Source organism: Arenibacter hampyeongensis (genome assembly GCF_002909255.1).
Classification (GTDB): Bacteria; Bacteroidota; Bacteroidia; order Flavobacteriales; family Flavobacteriaceae; genus Arenibacter; species Arenibacter hampyeongensis.
Window position 1 is genome coordinate 399639 of record NZ_PIOB01000004.1, and the last position, 20497, is coordinate 420135.

General features: G+C 41.3%; 9 protein-coding genes. 4 read left to right on the forward strand and 5 right to left on the reverse strand.

Annotated elements, in window-relative coordinates:
- The first annotated feature begins 514 nt into the window (after positions 1-514).
- The gene (locus tag CWD91_RS12590; protein ID WP_103441299.1) at positions 515-2719 is read left to right on the forward strand and encodes a hypothetical protein; all 2205 of its coding nucleotides are present in this window, start codon (positions 515-517) and stop codon (positions 2717-2719) included.
- Between the two features lie 284 nt (positions 2720-3003).
- On the opposite strand, the gene CWD91_RS12595 is transcribed toward CWD91_RS12590, so the two are convergent.
- Positions 3004-3648, reverse strand: coding sequence for a thiamine phosphate synthase (locus tag CWD91_RS12595; RefSeq protein WP_103441300.1), 645 nt, complete (start codon positions 3646-3648; stop codon positions 3004-3006).
- A 38-nt stretch (positions 3649-3686) separates the two neighbouring features.
- Positions 3687-5714 (reverse strand): NADPH-dependent 2,4-dienoyl-CoA reductase, encoded by a 2028-nt coding sequence (locus CWD91_RS12600; protein WP_103441301.1) that lies wholly within the window; start codon positions 5712-5714, stop codon positions 3687-3689.
- A 698-nt stretch (positions 5715-6412) separates the two neighbouring features.
- Here CWD91_RS12600 and CWD91_RS12605 point away from each other — a divergent pair.
- Both CWD91_RS12605 and CWD91_RS12615 read left to right on the forward strand, forming a co-directional pair.
- Positions 6413-11983: a hypothetical protein gene (locus tag CWD91_RS12605; RefSeq protein WP_103441302.1), complete on the forward strand. Its 5571-nt coding sequence runs from the start codon at positions 6413-6415 to the stop codon at positions 11981-11983.
- Between the two features lie 530 nt (positions 11984-12513).
- Positions 12514-14088: a CHRD domain-containing protein gene (locus tag CWD91_RS12615; RefSeq protein ID WP_103441304.1), complete on the forward strand. Its 1575-nt coding sequence runs from the start codon at positions 12514-12516 to the stop codon at positions 14086-14088.
- Positions 14089-14398: 310 nt separating this feature from the next.
- Here CWD91_RS12615 and CWD91_RS12620 read toward each other — a convergent pair whose 3' ends face one another.
- The 3 genes from CWD91_RS12620 to CWD91_RS12630 all read right to left on the reverse strand — a co-directional run bounded on the left by CWD91_RS12620 (position 14399) and on the right by CWD91_RS12630 (position 17765).
- Positions 14399-14737 carry a hypothetical protein gene (locus tag CWD91_RS12620; RefSeq protein WP_103441305.1) on the reverse strand — a complete coding sequence of 113 codons (339 nt, stop codon included), beginning with the start codon at positions 14735-14737 and terminating at the stop codon, positions 14399-14401.
- A 960-nt stretch (positions 14738-15697) separates the two neighbouring features.
- Positions 15698-16480, reverse strand: a complete 783-nt coding sequence (locus CWD91_RS12625; protein WP_103441306.1) for a hypothetical protein — start codon at positions 16478-16480, stop codon at positions 15698-15700.
- A gap of 205 nt (positions 16481-16685) precedes the next feature.
- Positions 16686-17765 carry a metallophosphoesterase gene (locus CWD91_RS12630; protein ID WP_103441307.1) on the reverse strand — a complete coding sequence of 360 codons (1080 nt, stop codon included), beginning with the start codon at positions 17763-17765 and terminating at the stop codon, positions 16686-16688.
- A 132-nt stretch (positions 17766-17897) separates the two neighbouring features.
- Here CWD91_RS12630 and recQ point away from each other — a divergent pair, with 132 nt between their 5' ends.
- Positions 17898-20054 carry a DNA helicase RecQ gene (gene recQ, locus CWD91_RS12635; RefSeq protein WP_239985760.1) on the forward strand — a complete coding sequence of 719 codons (2157 nt, stop codon included), beginning with the start codon at positions 17898-17900 and terminating at the stop codon, positions 20052-20054.
- Positions 20055-20497 lie beyond the last annotated feature (443 nt).

The window sequence follows — 20497 nt, forward strand, 5'->3', positions numbered from 1 at the left end:
ATTGGCTCTTTTTCAGTTCTGTATTTATAGACTGTAGAGCCATTTTTTTTTGCTTTAGCCTAATGTACGACCCATGGAGTTATTTCTTATTGGGCCACAAGAAATAAAAGTTGAATTCATGCCTTTATGTTCAAATTGACTATTTAGTGCATCAATGAGTTTGTATACGACCTTCTTCTTGACGCCTTCATTTTCGATTTAAATACATAGAATATTAGCCTGTTTTCTGATAGGCCTTTATTGTTCAAAACAATATGATAGTCGTCAGAATACATTGTTCATGGAAGACCATCTTCAATATAATCATACCAAAATAACAGTATATCTATGTAATTTGATATAACCACTTGGTTGATTTTTTGTAACACACCTGAAACACCGATAAATTTTTCATCCTAACTTTCCAAATGTTAAAAATCACTTAGGTTAAAATACTATAGGTATTCATCAAGAATAGTGATACAACTTAGCTTACTTACATTTAGTTTTATCGATTCAATAATTGATATAAGTTATGAAAAAATTATTCTTAGGTTTTTGTTTAATAGTAGGATTGGCGACCACGGCACAAACGGTCGCCGATGAGGCGTTTCTTCAGGATAAGGCTGAAAAGTTCTCTTTGGAAGAGGGATTGGGGAATGTGGATTTGCTTCAAATTGCCAGTGATCGAAATAAAGCCATTAAAGTACTTTCGAGCCAAGGGCTAATGCTCCCACATGAAAAAGAAATTCGACAAGATGTACAGTATCGACCCTTGATCGACATGAGCATTGTTAAAATGACCGAGCACCAAGGCCAATTTGTTTATTTGACGGACAAGGCGGTACTGAGCAATGCCTGGGCGGGCAAGCTATTTATCAACCATAATATAAAGTCTCCTAAGGCCATGGGTATTGGTCCCGACTTTTTGACCCTGATAGCAGGAGAAGGCGACTTTGTTGTTTTTAAGGAAAACCAAGAAGTATGGAGGTCCTCCATCAATAACCTAAATCCAATATCCATACAGCATGATCCCAATTCCAATCAATTTTTGGTTTTGACTGCAGAGGGATTGTACCAAGTGGATAATGTGTTAAAAACAGCAAAAAAGGTATATGAAGCCAATAATTTAACGGCAATCAGTTTGTATGAAGACACCATCGTCCTGGGTTCTACCAATGGGATACAGATTTTGGACCGCAAAACATTTACCTTAAATAATTTGGACCAAAAACTGCCTTGGACAGAAATTACAAGTGTAAAAAATATCCGTGGCAGTCTATGGTTCGGGTCAACCAAAGGAGCCTTTAAACTACGGGAAGATGGCAAATACGATTATTACGCTTCCAAGCGATGGCTGGTAGACGATCATGTGGTAGATCTGGCAGAAGGTCCGGACAAAAGTGTTTTGGTCCTGACCCAAAAGGGAATGAGCAAAATCGACTTTGTACCCATGACACTAGCTCAAAAAGCGGACTATTTTCAAGAAATTCAGCGGTTGCGACATATACGGTACGGTTTTACTTCAGATCTGGCCATGAGAACTCCGGGAGACCTTTCTACGGGCTACTTTCATGATACCGATAATGATGGACTTTGGACATCCATGTATTTGGCAGGTGAGCTATTTCGTTATGCCGTTACCAAGTCTGAAGACGCCAAGCAAAATGCCTACGAAGCCTTTGAGGCAATGGAGCGGATGACTTCGCTTCCTAATTTAAAAGGGTTTCCGGCAAGGTCTTTTGAAAGGGACGGCTATGAAGTGGGACTACATGCCAACGGATTTTCTGAAGAATGGAGAGAGAAATATGAAAAAGAAAATGGAAGGATTTGGCAGTTGTCCGATGATGAACTTTGGCGATGGAAGTCCACTACAAGCAGCGATGAATCTTGTGGGCATTTTTTCGTTTATGCACTTTTTGCTGAATTGGCACCCGATAAGGCGTGGAGAGATAGGGCGATACATCAAATAAAAATAGAGATGGACCATATTATGGATAACGATTGGTACCTAATGGATTGGAATGGAAAGCCGACCGCTTGGGGAAAATGGAATCCAGAATATGTAAATAGCTTCCCTATCAATGTAGGGGATCGTCGATTGAATTCGACACTTATTCTGTCTTTCCTCCAAACGGCCTATCATTTTACAAAAGATAAAAAATATAAAAAAGGGGCCGAAAAGTTGATAAAAAAATATGGCTATGATGAGAATGCCAACAGACCGGCCACGGTTATTGGTTATGTGGATGGGGAGGATCTAAGCGATAAATGGAACCATTCCGATGATGAAATGTATTTCTTGACCATTCCCGGATTTGTTAATTTTTCCTTTTCGGAAGAACAGAAAGAAGCTCATTTTAATTCTGTAAAAAGCCATTGGGAAGTAGAACGCTCTGAGAAAAATCCTCTATGGAATTATCTTTTTGCACTTTCTGGCGGAAAAAATATAGATAGTGAAGAATCCGCATGGTGGTTACGGGAGTTTCCTATGGATCTTATCGATTGGAAAATAGATAATGAGCACCGTAAAGACCTTACGAAAATAGAACCAAATTTTAGAAGTCAGACCTATACCGAAGTGTTGCCGGGTGACGAGAGGACACTTCATTTGCACAATGGGGCCTATCGAAACAATGGGGGAAGTGATGGCAAACGGGAATATGCCCCCTATATCTACTTGTTGCCTTATTGGGCGGGTAGATATGTGGATGCCATCAGTGCACCGCAGGGGGAGTAAGGTAATGATCTGTTATAAAAAAGGGGAGCTTGGTTGGCTTCCCTTTTTTTTTGCGGATTTAGATGGCAATCGGGAGGTGGGTGGATAGGTTTTTCTCCTTTACATTTGCCAACACCCTAGATCGCTCAAAATTTCATAGATTCCCAATCTTTTAAACTTATGGCTCTAAAGAAAAGCGTATTAAACGAGTGAACAGCGGGAGGGGAGTGTCACCTAGCTTTTTGTCAGGTGCAGGTATTGCTTGCCATAACTTAATCATCCAAGTATAAAATATCGTTCTTATGCTATTCAAAGGTATAGCGCTGCTCTTCCGTTGAAGAGGCATTCAGTAATTGGTTGAAGGTTTTTATATGATCAAAATTTTGGGAAATTTCTCCCGAGACTGCAAGTCCAGTAATACCCACTTCCAATATGGCGGCAACATCTGCCAGGGTTATACCTCCAACTCCAATAATAGGGGTGTCGGTTTTTAAGATATCCGTAATTGCAGTGTAACCGTTTAAACCTATAGATCGACCTAAATTGTTTTTGGGGTGTGCAGACCTAAACGGGCCTAAACAAATATAATCCACTTCTTTGGCAATCAATGCTTCACAATCTTGCAGGGTATTTGCCACACCACCTATCATTTGCCAATTAAACAACTGTTTTCTAGCTTGGGTAGGGTCGGCAACTTTTTGTTCTAAAAAGACCCCATCTGCCTTAACTTCTTTTGCTATTTTACAATGGTCGTTAATAATTAATCTGGTTTGAAAATGAGAGGTGATCTCTCTAGCCTCTTGTGCCAATTTCAGCATTTTTTTATCTGAAACACTATTTAAGTCCAATTGCACTAATTCTATTCCGGAGGTACAGGCTTTTTGTATGTTTTCCAAATGCGCTGTTGGTGAATTTCCCTGGGATATATAATGTAGTTTAGGTATGATCATGCCTTGGTTTTTGTAATCGAATATTCATTTTTTCCTCTTTAAATTGAAGCCGCCAATCTACTGGCCTGATTAATGGCGCGTTTTGCATCCAATTCAACAGCAACATCTGCACCGCCAACCACATGCACTTTTATACCATTTGCTTCCAAAGGGGCTACCAATGCTGCTAATGGCACTTGGCCTGCACAAATGATAACGTTATCCACTGCCAATACTTTTTGTGCTTCCTTTTGAACATAATGCAGGCCGTCATCATCAATTTTGGTGTATTGCACCTGGTTGATAAACTGTACTTTTTTATTTTTTAAGCTAGTACGATGAATCCAACCCGTAGTTTTACCTAAGTTGCCACCAAATTTACCCTTACTACGCTTAAACATAAAGATTTCCCTTGGTGATGGAGGAACTACTGGCGTTACACCTTCGGTTCCACTCCTGGCCTTCATTGTTTTATCTATTCCCCATTCCTTTAACCAAGCATCGATATTTAATGAGGTGCTTTCACCTTCGTGTGCTAAATATTCCGACACATCAAAACCAATTCCTCCACCACCAATAACGGCAACACGCTTGCCAACTGGTTTTTTTAACTTTAAAACATCAATATAGTTTAAAACTTTGGGATGATCAATTCCCTCAATTCTTGGGGTTCTTGGTTTAATTCCTGTAGCAACGATTACCTCGTCAAAACTGCCATTTTTTAAATACTCGGCATCTACCAGAGTATTTAATTTTACGGTTACCTTATGTAATGCCAATTGGGTATTAAAATACCGAATGGTTTCATAAAATTCTTCTTTGCCGGGAATTTGCTTCGCCATGTTGAATTGTCCTCCTATTTCTTTATCGGCATCAAAAAGGGTAACCTCATGTCCCCGTTGTGCTGCTACGGTTGCCGCGGCCAAACCTGCAGGTCCGGCGCCTACCACAGCAATTTTTTTCTTTTTTTCCGTTGGGAGATAATTTAGTTCCGTTTCATGACATGCCCTTGGGTTTACCAAGCAACTGGCTACTTTTCGTTTAAATACGTGGTCTAAACACGCTTGATTACAGCCAATACAGGTATTTATTTCGTCCGCTTTATTGGCTTCCGCTTTATTTACCCATTCAGGGTCCGCTAAAAATGGCCGTGCCATGGAGATCAGGTCTGCATGACCTTCTGCCAATACCTTTTCAGCCGTTTCCGGCATATTTATTCTGTTGGAAGTAACCAAGGGAATGGAAAGTTCCTCTTTCATTTTTTTGGTAACCCAAGTAAAGGCTGCCCTTGGTACCGAAGTTGCAATGGTAGGTATACGTGCTTCGTGCCAACCAATACCTGTATTTATAATGGTAGCTCCCGCTTTTTCAATCTCTTTGCCCAAGGCCACCACTTCTTGCCATGTACTTCCTTTTTCTACCAGATCCAACATGGATAAACGATAGATGATAATAAACTCCTTTCCAACGGCTTCACGGGTTTGCTTTACCAGCTCTATGGGCAAACGCATTCGGTTTTCATAGCTTCCACCGTAACCATCGGTACGCTTATTTGTTCTTTCCGTAATAAATTGGTTGATCAGATACCCTTCGGACCCCATAATTTCCACACCGTCATAACCTGCTAATTTTGATAGTTTGGCCGAGTTAACAAAGTCGCGTATGGTACGTTTAATGCCAGATGGTTTAAGTTTAAAAGGTTTAAAGGGGCTAATAGGCGATTTTATAGCAGAAGGAGCAACGGCAAATGGATGATACCCGTACCGTCCGGCATGTAATATTTGCATACATATTTTACCCCCTTCCTTATGCACTGCATCTGTAATTACTTTATGATGTCTTGCGTGTTTTTTAGTGCTCATCCGTGCCGAAAAGGGTCCTGTCCAGCCTTGTACGTTTGGTGCAATGCCACCGGAAACAATTAAACCAACGCCACCTTTTGCACGTTCCGCATAATAGGTGGCTATTTTTTTAAAGCCATTTTTTTCCTCTTCCAATCCCGTATGCATGGAACCCATTATAATTCGGTTTTTAAGGGATGTAAATCCTAAATCCAGCGGTTCAAAAATATGTTTGTATTTGGTCATTGCTCTCGATATTTTTACTATGCATGCATAACAAGTTACAATATACGGTTTTTTTTGGCTGCGCTAAAATTTAGCGTAGTACTGCTATGGAAAGGCTATAGGGAATAGCGGTACCTGGCGATTGGTTGTTTTGCTATGTGTAGCACGTCAATAGTGGATAATGCAGGTTGGCTAGCACAGCTGTATTTATTGGCAGCTCATAATTCGCAAATTTTAAAATTAAGGTCTTTTGTAAGGAATATTAAAATTATGGTTTGTGTTCAAATTTGAATTTGCTGGCAAATTGGCGCGTTGGCCCGAAGATTTACCAGCCACATCAGCTCGTTCAAAACTCTAAGGGCCTTGTTGTTTCTACAATTTCTTGAAAAAATTTCTTCCCCATATGTTTCTTTGGCAATTTCAAAGGATTACTTTTTTTATTACCCAAAGAGTAGGGGAATGGATTGGAATTTATCTAACTTCAAAAGAAGTAATCTTATTTTTTGTAATAAAAAACTTACCAATTATAAATAAATAACGGTAGTATACATAATTTTCTCTTCAATTTATACAACTAATCCTATACTTCATAATTTACAGAGTAATTTTAAGTGATTTTTTAAAGGGTTCTTAAAATGAAGCACATTTCATTTTCGAACCTTTAGGCAGTTCCCTCTATCCAAATTTCCCCAAGTTACATCCTAATAAACTACAAGAAAATGGAAAGAGTAAGTGCTAATGGTAAACTAAACCCTTTAGATGGTACCACCATCACAGATCAATACACGGGCCACTTTTTAAAAGTGAGTTACACGCAAATGATATCTGGACACCCCGTGTTCAGTAAAGATCGCGTTGATGTACACCCGAACGGAGAATTTCGATTTTTTGTTCCCAAAAAGGAACTATTGGCCAATGACCTGGTCACAGTAGAAGTCTATGCGCCCGATGGCGGACAATTGGGTAGACAGGCCTACACTCACGGGGCATTAAAAACGGCCGACATTCCAATTGGGGCCGAAGATGACAGCCAGACCTTGGATATTGACGTAAACCCGAAGATCATAACCTTTAACCAATCTTCTCCAGCAGAACAAGCCTCAAAAAAATTAAGTGGACGCCTCATCGATATTTCAGGGGAATCAAAAACAGCTGGACTGCAGGTGCTAATAATGGTCAGCAATGACCCAGCGCTGGACTTTGATGTTAAGAAATTTAATACGGTATTCACGGCATCCACAGATGGCAAAGGGTATTTCTTTGGTCAAGTTGTAAATCAAAGTACACAACAGGCTTTTGGTGTTATTGCAGGAAATGAATCCAACCCAGTGTCTATTCCCTTAGAAAACAACAAGCTTCCTAAAAATGTTATATTGGTAGCAGACCTTTCGGGAATGTCAGATGACGATGGTTGTGGGTGTGGTCAAGTAGTACCTGAACTTCCGGACAATGCAGATCTGGTAAATTCCACTGCCTTTTCCCAGGACATTGGCGGTAAGTGCGTAGATTTTACAACTCCGAACAGGACGTTGGAAGAGTTCAGTTTCTACCATACCGTAAGAACCACCGAACCTGAAATCAAAGGACTCACCATCAATTCGAAGCAAAGCCGAAACATCAAAAACGAACTTTTTGACATTTCGGACCATGCCTTTAAGATTGTGGCAAGGCTCAACAGCTCGTTTAATTCATTGTCTGTTGTGCCTTATACGATTGAAGAAGATATGATCCAAAAAAATACTGGTGTCCGCTCCAATGACGCTGAGGATAACGGGGATACTGCAACCAAATCGGCCACTTTTTTTCCCAATTATCTACTAAAAATTGATACTGGATATGCCACAAAATTCAAGATAAATACAAACGATTTGATAGCCGTTAGCGATAGGTTAAAACCTGTCGATATCATAAAACTGGCCTCGGAGCAGCGTAAAAAGAAGCAAAAACTGATTGATCTGCACCAAAAGCTTGCGGCTGCCTACTGTGGTAAAAAAGGAGTGCAGGAAGCCCAGAGTTATTGTGAAAAATTAGCGGCCCAGGATAGTTTGAACAGGGAAGAGCTAAGGTCGCTCATGGGTCATATTGAGCAATTAAAGCCTCAGATGGACTTTGGGGCCAGTGAAAAGAAACTATACAATACCGCGATTCTGGAGCTTGAAAAACTTGTCGAGGGGGATTCTTCCGATAAAAAGGCCCTCACTGCTGCCGAAAAGAAAGTGGAGGCGTTGATAATTGGCATCGACAATGCAGATGTCAATCCGCAGTTGAAAGAAAGTATGCTCGGATATCTTCGAAAGATTGCGGTTGAGTTGGCAAGTGCCGCAGTGGGTTCAGGCTTGGAGTTTGAACCGTGTCCACCCTCTCCAAAATCAGATACCATGGGCATTCTATGCCTAATCCAAAAATTCAACGATTTAAAGGAAACTTTACGGAATAAGTCTATATTTTCATTGGCAGAAATTCTGGAGATACGCTCGTATTACACCATATTTTTGACCAGCTTAACTACCTTCATCACATTACTTGATGAATTCCACACCTTCTACAGTACCAACTTACGGTTTGCTACCGAGCTTGATGACGATTATTTCTACGAGAATTACGACGAAATAAAGAGTACCCTTACCGCACTGAAACGACAGATCTACTTGGCCATACGGACGGTAGAAAAACTGGAACAGGCCTACATTCAAAACCACCCTGGACGGGTTGACCTATCTGTAGAAAATAGCATTGATTGGGATGAGACACCGACCATTTATGAAAATACCACGATTGCCAATGGCCATATCCTTCATTTTAAGCAAAAATGGAAAGCCGCCGGATATTCGCTCGGCGATTTACTGTACAGCCTTCCCTTGGCTCCATGTCAAGAAAAACAGATTGCCATTGTGGATTGGGACCGTAACGAACAGAGCAGCAGGACCGAATCCCAGATTGCCATCGATGAGCTTGAAGCCCAGATATCCAGGGATCGCGACATTACCGAAATCATGAGCTCATCGTTCGGTGAATCGATAACGGCTTCATCAACGAACAAGACCAAGTCCACAAGTGCCGGCATAGGTGGAGGTATAGGTGGTTTTATCGCTCCTGTGGTCTTTGGGGTGGCCGGCGGTGTATCGCACTCCGGGGCTTCTTCAAAATCGACCGCTAACCAGAATTCATCCCGAAACTTATCGGCAAACACTCTGAACAGCCTTCAAGACAATACGTCACAATCGGCCTCTAGTCTTCGCAGTCAACGCAGTACTGTTATACAGACGGTGGGGCAGAACGAAACGGTTAGCGTTCAGACCGAAGTAATCAAAAACAACAATCACTGTCATGCCGTCACTGTCGAATATTTTGAGGTGTTAAAGCACTACGCCATCGAACAGGAATTGGTAGATGTACAGGAATGTCTATTTGTACCCATGCCCCTGGGCCATTTTGATTTTAAAAAGGTGCTCCGATGGAAAAACACCTTACAGAGAACAATCTATGGGCGAAAATTGCGTAGGGGCTTTGATGCCATTGAGCGCATTGAATCAAACTACGCCAACTCCGATATGCCCATTGGTAGTTATGCCGATGAAATGATCGAAGAATTCACTGGCCATTTTACCATTTCCTTTGAATTGGAACGGCCCTTTATTAAAGAAATTGATGAGGCCACCAAGACCGAAGAATACGACCTTTCCATTCCATTTCCATGGTTTTTTGGTAAGATGGTGTTCCATTTGGAGCGAGAGGTGCCACTGACCGAGGCAGAGAAAGATGCCATTTTTGAGGAGCAGTATGCCCCGGATATTGTTCGGGCCTTTGTTGACAAAATGCTGTTCTACGCCATAGCGGACAATGGGACCGAAGTTCCACTTGATTTTGACGTTACACTGCTATCCAACTATCGGAAAAGGGTGCCGTTACGAGTAAGCATCAACGCGGCCAACGTGCCTAACATTACACGTAGACAGATAAAGCACCTGCGGTTTAGGGCCGACACCAACGTAAAACCGACCTCAAAGATCATTCTTCGCTCGGCATACCTCCATTACCGGACCAACTACCTGAGTGAATACATCCTCCGAAAAGATACCATCAACAACGACATTATAAATACCTTGCAATTTTCATTTCCAACCGGAATACGAACTGTTACCGATGCTGCCTTGATTTTTACGCCATTGAACAGCCAAGAACTTCGGAACCCTAGAAAGGAAGACAGGGAAGCAGCAGAGGCCTTGGTCTCGTTCTTGAACGAGTATTTGGAAATGTCGCACAAGATCATTTGGTCGAGTATCGACTCAAGTCGTCTTTTTGGCCTTCTCGATGGGTACATTGCCCCACACAGTGGGGGTAGGAGCGTGGCCAGCGTGGTAGAAAACAAGGTTATGGGCATTGTTGGCAACAACTTGGTGCTCAAGGTTATACCTGGCGAACGCTTAGATCCCGTGTTTAAAAACGTTGAAAACCTACTGGAGTACTACCAGCCCACTACCACCCCGGACCCCTATCGCATTAGCGTGCCTACAAAAGGGGTATATGCCGAATCGGTCATGGGCCAGTGCAATAGCTGCGAAGAGATTGATGAAACCCGCCATTGGAGGTTCACCGATGAGCCCTGCGGAAGCTCGCCAACGGCCATTGAGCCGGTATCTACGGCCAGTAGACGTAGTGATCCGGGCAATTTGCAGGCGAAAGATTTCCCTGCCAATATCATCAATATGCAGAATGCACCCTCGGCACCTGACCCAACGGGCTTGGCAGCTGCTTATGGGCTACTTGGTAAAGCGGATTCCTTCAGGGACATGACCGGTCTCGCAGGCACCCAGGCCAATGCTTTGGGAGCTTTACAGACCACCTCAAAAAGTGTTACCGATCTAGCAAGTATTTCTAAGGACTTTGCAAGTTTGGCGGTCATGGCCAATCAGAAAGAAGATGGTGCCAAGCAGATAGAACAGATCAAGAAATTGAATAAAGAAGGTTTTTTAAATACTGAAGAGGCAAGCGACCAAATTAAGAAAGTCCTTAACTCGTATACCGACGCTGCAGATAGCGTAGTGGGCAAAAAAGATTCTTCCAATGCCAAGCCCCTGACCAGCACTCCTGAAATCCAGAACGCAATTTCCAAAGCAGGCGATGCAGAAAATGGCAGTATCAATGTGTCAAGAACAACCCCACTGGGTACGGAATCCGTTTCGGTCAAGAAGGATTCCAATAATGGAACTCCAAGGATTATTGAAAATCCAGATTTGAATGCAGCTTCAAGAAGTTTTAATCCTGCTACAGCTGGATCTCCAAGTGCGGGAAGTAAGACAGGTGAAACCTCTTTTTCAGTTAGAGTAAGCAATATGCCCGCCGGAGGTAGCGTTCGATGGAGCGTACCACCTAGTGAGGTCGGCGATTATACCATTAAGAATGGTCCTAATATGGTTGTGGGCGAGTCGGTTAACATTCTTGGAATACGCCCTGGATTAAGTAACATTGATGTTTCCGTACGCGACGTAAACGATACCGTTGTTCAAAGTATGAAATTGCCCTTGAGCATACCTCAGTTTGTTACCATCAATGAAGATGCAGCAGCTTTTAATCTGGTCTTGGCCGATTTGTCACTAACCACTTTAAAAAACGATATCATAAGCAAAGCCAAGGAAGTGTGTGATGCTCTATTGGTTGACGCAAACGTAAGAACCATATGGCGATTGGGAGGTTTCGCTGAAGTTGTGCCGGCACATTTACCGGCCAATATGATTACGGTAGCGACGATTAAAAATAGAATCGCCGCTGGCAATAGAACTTTTGGACAAACCAATCCAGCACCAGGAGAAGTTGGTAATATTGTACCGAATAGAACGATTGATGTTTTTCCAGGTAGTTATGATGAGCCAATGGCAGGAGGAGGATTCAGTGCTACAGAACTGGATACGGAAACCCAGGCACTCATTATACAATTGCAATCTCAGGGTGTAGGAGGAGACCCAGCATTGGAATCGTTTGCAACCGAAGTTTACGGACGTTTAATAGGGGAGACTTTGGCCCACGAAATTGTCCATGCCTTATTATGGGATATTGTGGTTAAAGATGGACATAATGACCCAAAAATTAATAACGACATTATGAATAGTGGAGGTGAGCGCACCTTTAGCCAACGTACAGGATTTGTAGACAATGCCCATCAAAGTCCCGTAGACCCTGCGAATTTCACTGATAATGGTATTAATGCCATAAATAGCTTGAAGGCTTTGAACACCTCTAGAATGGATGCCAATTTTCCAGTTCCTGGTCCCAGGGTGACTTCCTTTAAGTGATTTGAAGGGGAGGAAACAATCTTGAATGCAGTATAACCACCACTTTACGTGGTGGTTTTTTTTGGCACCAAATCTGTGGATGGGGATTCGGTGGATATGCCGGTGGCTGATTTATTTTGACGGCGAGATGGAGCGTTGGCAAAGTCGCAGCAAACCGGTTATTAGTTTCATGACCCTGCTCATAATTCGCTTAAATAATAAAATGTTTAGGGACATTTTACATAATGGAATTATAGCTACTTGGATTAAACTTCTGTGGAATTTCGCCAGCGCGCCAACCTTCTTGATTATTGCTTCAGCCACTGGCTAAACCAATAATGCAAAATGTTCTATAATTTACATTATGTAAAATAGGGTTTATAGAACCCTACTGTCTACCTTAAAGAATATAGACCATCTTCCTAGCCTAGCTTTATTCCCTACTTTATAATATCATTCCTTTTTAGCGTCAATAATTTAATCATCACCAACAAGCCCTTTCAATCCTTCATCATAATTTCGTTGTCATATTAAACCCTAAATTATTATATATGAAAAGGATAATGTATTTATTTATGGCGGCATCTACAATTTTTGCCAGCAGTTGCTCTGACGATGATAGTACAGATCAACCCCCAGGCGTTTTTGACAGGGAAAGCAAAACCTATCAATTACAATCGCGTTCGGATGGTTCCGTGTCAGGAACGGCCACTGTTGTGGAAAATGAAGACGGTACGGCCACCGTCAACCTGAAATTAACGGGTACCGCTGCAGGAAGTTTTCCAGCCCATATTCACGCCAATTCTGCGGCAGAGACCGGAGATATCATTGTTGACCTTAATGCGGTTGATGGTGCTACTGGAGAAAGTACCACTATTATAAGTGCTACTAAAAATGGTACCGCCATTACCTACGCCCAGATATTGGAATTGGATGGCTATATTAATGTGCATCAATCCGCAACTGATCTAGGTACCCTTATTGCCCAAGGTGATATTGGTGTAAATGAAATTACGGCAGATTCTAGAGAGTATGCCCTTAGCAGTGTTATCGATGTCAACATTAGCGGAACAGCTACTATCTATAAGCGTGTTAGTGGGGCTTCCCTCCTAGAGATTGCTTTGGAAGGTACTCCGGATGACGGGGAACATCCCGCTCATATACATTTGAATTCTGCTGCTGAAGGTGGTGATATTGCCATTTCCCTATCGCCGGTAATTGGCGTCAGTGGAAAAAGTTTCACCCATATTGAGGAAGATGATGCCGGTGCAGCCATAACCTATGAGGCCTTGTTGGAAATGGATGGTTACATCAACGTACATAAGTCCGCCACCGAATTGGCTGTACTTGTGGCACAGGGTGATATAGGAATCAACGTCCTGACGGGAGATTCCAAAGAATTTGCGCTTCACAGTGTATTGGTACCGACCATCATGGGTACGGCTACGGTACATAAACGTTTAAGTGGGGCCTCCCTCCTAGAACTGCAATTGGAAGGTACTCCATCGGATGGGGAACATCCTGCACATATTCATGCCAATACCGCAGCAGAAGGTGGCGATATCGTAATTTCCCTTTCGGCCGTAGCAGGAGCAAGTGGAAAAAGCTGGACGCATATTGAGGAGGACGATGCCGGAACAGCAGTTAGCTATGAGGAATTGTTGGAATTTGATGGGTATATCAACGTTCATAAGTCGATTGCAGAACTAGATGTTCTGGTTGCACAGGGAGATATAGGTCAGAACGAACTTACTGGCAACGAGGTGTCCTACGATCTGGCAGCGGTAAGTAATGCAGCCATTTTTGGCACAGCTACCTTTTCCGAACGCGTAAACAAAGAGACATTGGTGACCTTGGAATTGGTTGGTACAACGGCAGGCTCAATACACCCTGCACATATTCATACTGGCGCTGTTGCAGATGCTCCTGGAGCGGTTATCGTTACTTTGGGCAGTGTCATTGGAGATAATGGAATAAGTGTAACCAACGTTACCCAGGCAAATGCTGGCGGTGCATTGGATTATGATGCCCTCCTGGCTATAGACGGATACATTAATGTACATCTAAGCACCGAAGACCTGGACACTTTAGTGGCACAAGGAAATGTTGGGGCCAATGTAAATTAAGATACATCAACTTCCCCTGAATACTAAAGCCTTGGATCTTTACGATCCAAGGCTTTTTTTATGCTCTAGTAGTACTATATCCGTTTCATGGTAATGAGCTGTTAAACAGCACATTAAATGCATCAGGTATTTTAAAAGTATCAAAATTCTCTCTTGGGCTTAATTAGGCTGATGTGAAAACCGGTTTTTAATAAATAGAAAAGCCCTGAATAATTATATTCAGGGCTTTTCCATCCCATTATTTTCTTGATTATAATTCTGCCCCTCTGTATGCTTAATTTGTTTGATCAGGAAAATGATAGGAAAATCTTTAATACCTCAACATGTTACTGTATTCCTCAACCGATTTTTGTATTTCAAGATATGAACGAATCTGCGCCATCGTTTTTTCAAAAAGATCAATTTTTAAATCCTTTTCCCTTTTTAAGGCCTTGATCAACTCTGCATTCGAATTTTTCAAGGAATCCAAAGTCTGTCTCAGGGTTTCAGATTTAATAAACAAGGTGTATGTGTTAGGCTCACATACATAAGAGGACATTTTCTTTTCCAATTGGCACAAATCATTATTGGTTCGCTCAAGCTTTAGAATACATCCACTGCTTGAAGGCCTCCTAATTAAATTGTTACTAATTTTTGGGGTTGTTTCCATATGACAAGATTTTTAGGGTTAATGGGGGAACCATCCTTTGTTTATACTCTTATAATCAATATTTATGTTTTGCAAAAAAAAGATACAAAAAAATCCCCAATTTTATCCAAGTAAATCCCTCATTAACATTAGTTTAAGCGAAAATTAACACCTTCGTAATATCGACGTACTGAATTATTTTCCCGACAAAAGGTAGAAAATCTATGGAAAGCTTGGTTTTTGTTGGTCCTTTACTCCATTTTGGAAGGGTATCTCCCCTACCACTCCCCTCCTGCCCCAAACCATTAATTTAACACTAATCCCAATCAACTGTTTGGCCAACCTAAGCATATTAAAGTTTAGATGTAAAATAGGCAGAAAATCAAAGCAAGAAGTTTGTGACTGGTATTCCTTTGCAGTAGAATAGGATTCAAAAGCTCCGAGATTCAGCTTTTTGTTTTTAAAAAAAGCGCGGAGTTTTGAATACGGTTTTTAGGCATGGTCTAAAAAATTCCTTAGGACCGATAGAAGAATGCAATGCTTTGCATTTGATTTGAGGGGCCAGATGGTGCGATGGCCTTGCTTACAGCTGGCTCCTTAAAACAGAGGTACACTGTACCTCTCCTTTAAGGCCCTGTTTCATTTTCTTTGGACAAGCAAGGAAATCGAAGATTCACAAAACCGATAAAAAAACAAGAAAAATCACTTGAGTAAAATGAAAGAATAAGTTGTTCATTAACCTACTTCGTCGATTTCATTATTCATAAGTTGGTTCAATGTTTGAAAGGAATTCATGAAATCTTCTTTAAGCTTAATGATAATCCTGAAACGCAATGGTTCGAAGATTTTGGACAGCAAAGAGATTGATGCTTTATGCAAACATAAAAATTAAGGAAAACCAATTGTGTAAAATGAATGGTCAAAAAGAAACCCCGATGAAATTCATCGGGGTTTACTAAAAAATATATATGATCTAGTTGGTTACCAATTTACTTCCTCAGTGTCTCCATTAGGATATGTAACAGTGCCTTTTTGGTCACAAGTGCCGCTACCAAAGTCCAACGAAGCTGTCATACTATCAACCTCCAACTGCATAACGCCAGATGTAATAAAGGCGCAACCCAAATTCCAAGATAATGGTTCGGTCACTGTAAATTCATAGGTAGTGCCGTTTACGGTTATATCCCAATCTCCTGTACAGGTAGCATCGGCGCCTTCGGCATTAATGTTCTCTAAATACCAGTTAAGAACTTTATTTCCTTTCCACTTTACGATAGCTCCATTGGCACCCTCAAAGGTTGCATCGGTAACAATTGTAAATGTAGGACTGTTGGAATCCGAAAAATCGAAGGAAAAACTCTTGGTACCGTTCAAGACATGGTCGTTGAAGGTAAAATCAGTAAAAGTAACCTCATAACTACCTTTGGTACCATCCGTACTTCCATTATTCCCTGTCAGGACAATAGTTCCACTTATGGTTTTACCGCGAATTATACATTGGTCATAAGCTACCGAAATACTTTCTTCGGTAAATGTCACCGCTGCACAGGCATTGTCTGCTTTATTACTTTTTCCAGCTTTATCGTTGATCAGTAATTCTGAAACTAGCTCGTCCAAGCCTTCCGAAATGGAATTGACCTCCATTTGGGATTTAACCTGTTCGCTTGTTAGACTTTCATTATTTAATTCGTTAATGGCATCATTGCTGCAACCAATAAAGAATAATACTCCAAGACTTAAAATAAAATAGTTTAATGTTTTCATAGGATATAGGGGTTTATATCATAATAATCCGGCGCTAAATTAAGCCGTTCTACAATATTATGTTAAAAAAAACGGTATTTTTCGATATATAGTATGTTTTGTTAAGAAATATCCTACAATATTGAATAATTTTCGTGGGATTTATCGCTGGTTTTAAGGTCAGTTTCTATAAATCCAACCAATATCAGCTATCAATTCTATACAATTAATCCAATTTAATTGAAAAATTGTTGAAATCATCCTTTTGATAGGCCATCTTTTGTGTGCTGGGTGAGATAGCGAAATAGGGTGAAAAAGTGGTGGTAATAACCGTCTTGCCATCGGGCAAAAACTCCATGATTCGAAGCCAGCCATCTCCCCCATTTCCCTGCCAACCTCCACCCATGGCCTGGGCATTAAAAGTAATCTGATTTACCTTTTTCCCGTCGGCATTCCTATCAATTTTAAAGCCCGTGTGCTCTCTAAAATTATCTGGAGATCCAATATGACCGGAAAAAACCAATTGAACGTTTTTGGAAGGTGCTACCAATTTTTCCCAAATGGCCCTGCCGTAGTTGGCATCGACTAAAGGGTAGTTTTCCTTTTCCTTATGCTTGTTTTCAGCATCCAAATAGGAATGGGTAAGCATTACCACAGTGTGGTCCTTATAAATTTCTTTGGAAATCTCACTACTGGCCCATTGCAGAATAGTGTCCCTGGGGGCAAATTCCAGATTCAAGAACAAAAATTTTCTTTGTTGAGGGGAAATAAATTCATACGTAGCGTTCTCCGCAGACGGCATGCCGTCTATATTCTTGCCAGCCGCACGTAAGGCCTTGGCATTTAACAAATTCCTATGTACAGGGAAATATTGGCTGTAGTTCGATTTTCGGTTTTCAACATTTTTATAACCAAAATCGTGGTTTCCGGCTGCCAAAATATAGGGCACTTTCCCGTCTAAACGTTCAAAAGCATGGGATACGGCCCTCCACTGGTCCCTACTGGGCATATTTCCATTTTTTTTATCGGGGACCAAAAGTTCGTTCTGTTCTACCAAATCCCCCGTGCACAAAACCATTTTTATGTTTAGGGTATCTATATTTTCGCTGATCCAAGCTGTCATGGTTTCCAAGGTGCCCTGATTTCTTTCAAACTTCACATAGGTTTGGGTGTCAGGGACCAAAATAATGGACCAGGAATCCGGATTGGACAATTTTGGGGGAGTAAAGGATTCCTGTGCCTTGAGGCCGTTAAAGACAGTGAATGAGAAAACAAGAAGAAGATAATAATTACGACAGAGATTCATTTTTGTAAAATGTTAAAGTTTGTAATCCTTAAATTTAACATTTTTAAGATAGGACCAAACAGGGAATTGCCTTCATTTTGAATTTATTTTCGAAGATTTTAACGTTCTTAAAATTGTTATCGCGCTTCAATAATGATTAATTTCGGCCACACAATAATTTTACCTATACCCATGCCCGATCTGCAGAACGAATTATACTCCCATCTAAAAAAGTTCTTTGGTTTTGATAGCTTTAGAGATCAACAAGAGGAGATCGTTAATTCGGTTTTAAAAAAGGAGGATTGTTTGGTGATTATGCCCACAGGTGGAGGAAAGTCTATTTGTTTCCAATTGCCGGCACTCTTGCTAAAAGGCACTACCTTGGTGATTTCTCCCTTAATTGCACTGATGAAGGATCAAGTGGATGGACTTAAAGCCAACGGGATTCCAGCGGCTTTTTTTAATAGTAGTCAGTCCGCCGAAGAACAACAGAAAATACTGGAAAGTACGCATAAAGGTGAGTTGAAATTACTTTATGTTGCACCGGAGAGCCTCCAAGGCCTATCCCCTATTTTAAAGGAAGAGTTTATAAGTTGTGTGGCCGTTGACGAAGCCCACTGCATTTCCTCTTGGGGACATGATTTTAGACCCTCTTATCAACAATTGGGATTTTTAAAAAGCACCCTGCCCCTCACACCTATTATTGCTTTAACGGCAACAGCCGATAAGGCCACTAGAGAGGACATTTTGGCACAACTGCAGATTCCAAAGGCAAAAAAGTTTCTAGCCTCCTTTGACAGAAAAAATATTGCCCTGGAAGTAAGGGCCGCCCATGATAGGGTTGCCCAAATACTTCAATTTATAAAGCAAAGGCCCAATGAATCGGGTATTATTTATTGTTTGAGTAGAAAATCTACAGAGACCTTGGTGGCAAAATTTTTGGACAACGGCATTAAAGCAGCAGCCTACCACGCTGGGTTGGATTTTGAGAGCCGTAATAAGGTACAGGAAGATTTTATTTTCGACAAAACCCAAATTGTATGCGCTACCATTGCTTTTGGAATGGGAATAGACAAATCCAATGTACGCTGGGTTATTCATTATAATATGCCCAAAAATATTGAGGGTTATTATCAGGAAATAGGTCGCTCCGGTAGGGACGGTTTAGCGGCTCAAGCACTTTTGTTCCACAGTTATGGCGATGTAATCCAGCTTCAACGATTTGCGTCCGGTGCTGCAAATGAGGAGGTACAGTTGGCCAAATTGGACCGGATGAAGCAGTTTTCAGAGGCATCCACCTGTAGAAGAAAGATCTTGTTGAGTTATTTTGGGGAATTTCTGGGGGAGGACTGTGGAAATTGCGACGTATGTAAAAATCCGCCCCAGTTTTTTGACGGTACCATTATCGCCCAAAAGATTTTATCCACCATAGCTCGATTAAAGGAGTCGGAAGCCACGGGAATTGTTATAGATGTATTAAGGGGAGCCCAAAATGCTGCTGTTTTGGATAAAAATTATCAGGAAATAAAAACGTATGGCATAGGTAAGGATATATCTTGGAACGATTGGCAACATTACGCTATTCAACTTATAAATCAGGGTTTCTGTGAGATAGCCTTTCATAGGAACAACGTGTTGCAGCTTACCCCTTATTCCAAAGACGTTCTATTTGGTAAGACAAGGGTATTGTTGAGCAAACCAATGAAAAAGGAAGAAAGGGTGGCCTTGGAAAAAGAACAAAAAACCAAGAAAGTTGCCAAAAACTCATTGTTTGAACGCTTACGCTTATTAAGGTTCCAGATTTCTTTGGAAGAGAATATCCCGGCTTATTTGGTTTTCAATGATGCCACCTTAAAAGAAATGGAAGCCGAAAGGCCCACTAGTGAGGAAGAATTAATGAAAATAAATGGGGTTGGACAACGTAAATTGGAAGTCTACGGAGAGCAATTTATTCAAGAGATCAAGGCTTTTCAGGTAGAAAAAAAGATAAAGAAAAAAAAGAAGTCGCATACCTACCAGGACACCTATGAACTTTATAAAGAAGGAAAGAGCATTGAGGAGATAGCCCAATTAAGAAAGTTAAAGCCCACAACCATTTTTTCACATTTGGCAAAACTTTACTCGGACGGTAAGGATGTGGCTATCTATGAGTTTGTGGATAAGGAAACCATAGGATTGGTTGCCCAGGCCAAGAAGGAACTCAAAGATCCAGAAGCTTTAAAACCGTATTACGAGTATTTTGAAGAAAAGCTGGAATATTCTACCATTAGACTGGCGCTTAGCGTAATTGAAAAGGAAAGGATTTTGTGAATTAAGCTCAAGGTTCAAGGTTCAAAGTTGAAGGTTCAAAGTTTGAATCAGTTTACAGTGCAAAATTTCATCGAAGAAGAAAAGTACTATCGTCAGTTCGAGTGAAATGCCGATAGGCATTTTGTATCGAGAACTGTTGATGGAGTGAACAGTATTCAGTTGGTAGTGAATGGTTTACGACCCTTCAATTCGAGTGAAATTTCGACAAGCATTTTGTATCGAGAACACTTGATGGAGTGAACAGTGAACAGTATTCAGTGGGCAGTGGAAAGTTGACAGCCCGTCAGTTCGAGTGAAATGCCAGAAGAAATTTGAGCATCCCGCCAGCTCAGGAGGGGTCCATTTTATAAGTAGCTTTCCCTGTTTCGTCATTGCGAGCCTGCCCGGCATTCAGACGGGCCTAGCGCGGCAATCTGCCAATACATGCGTTCCTCTATTGCTGG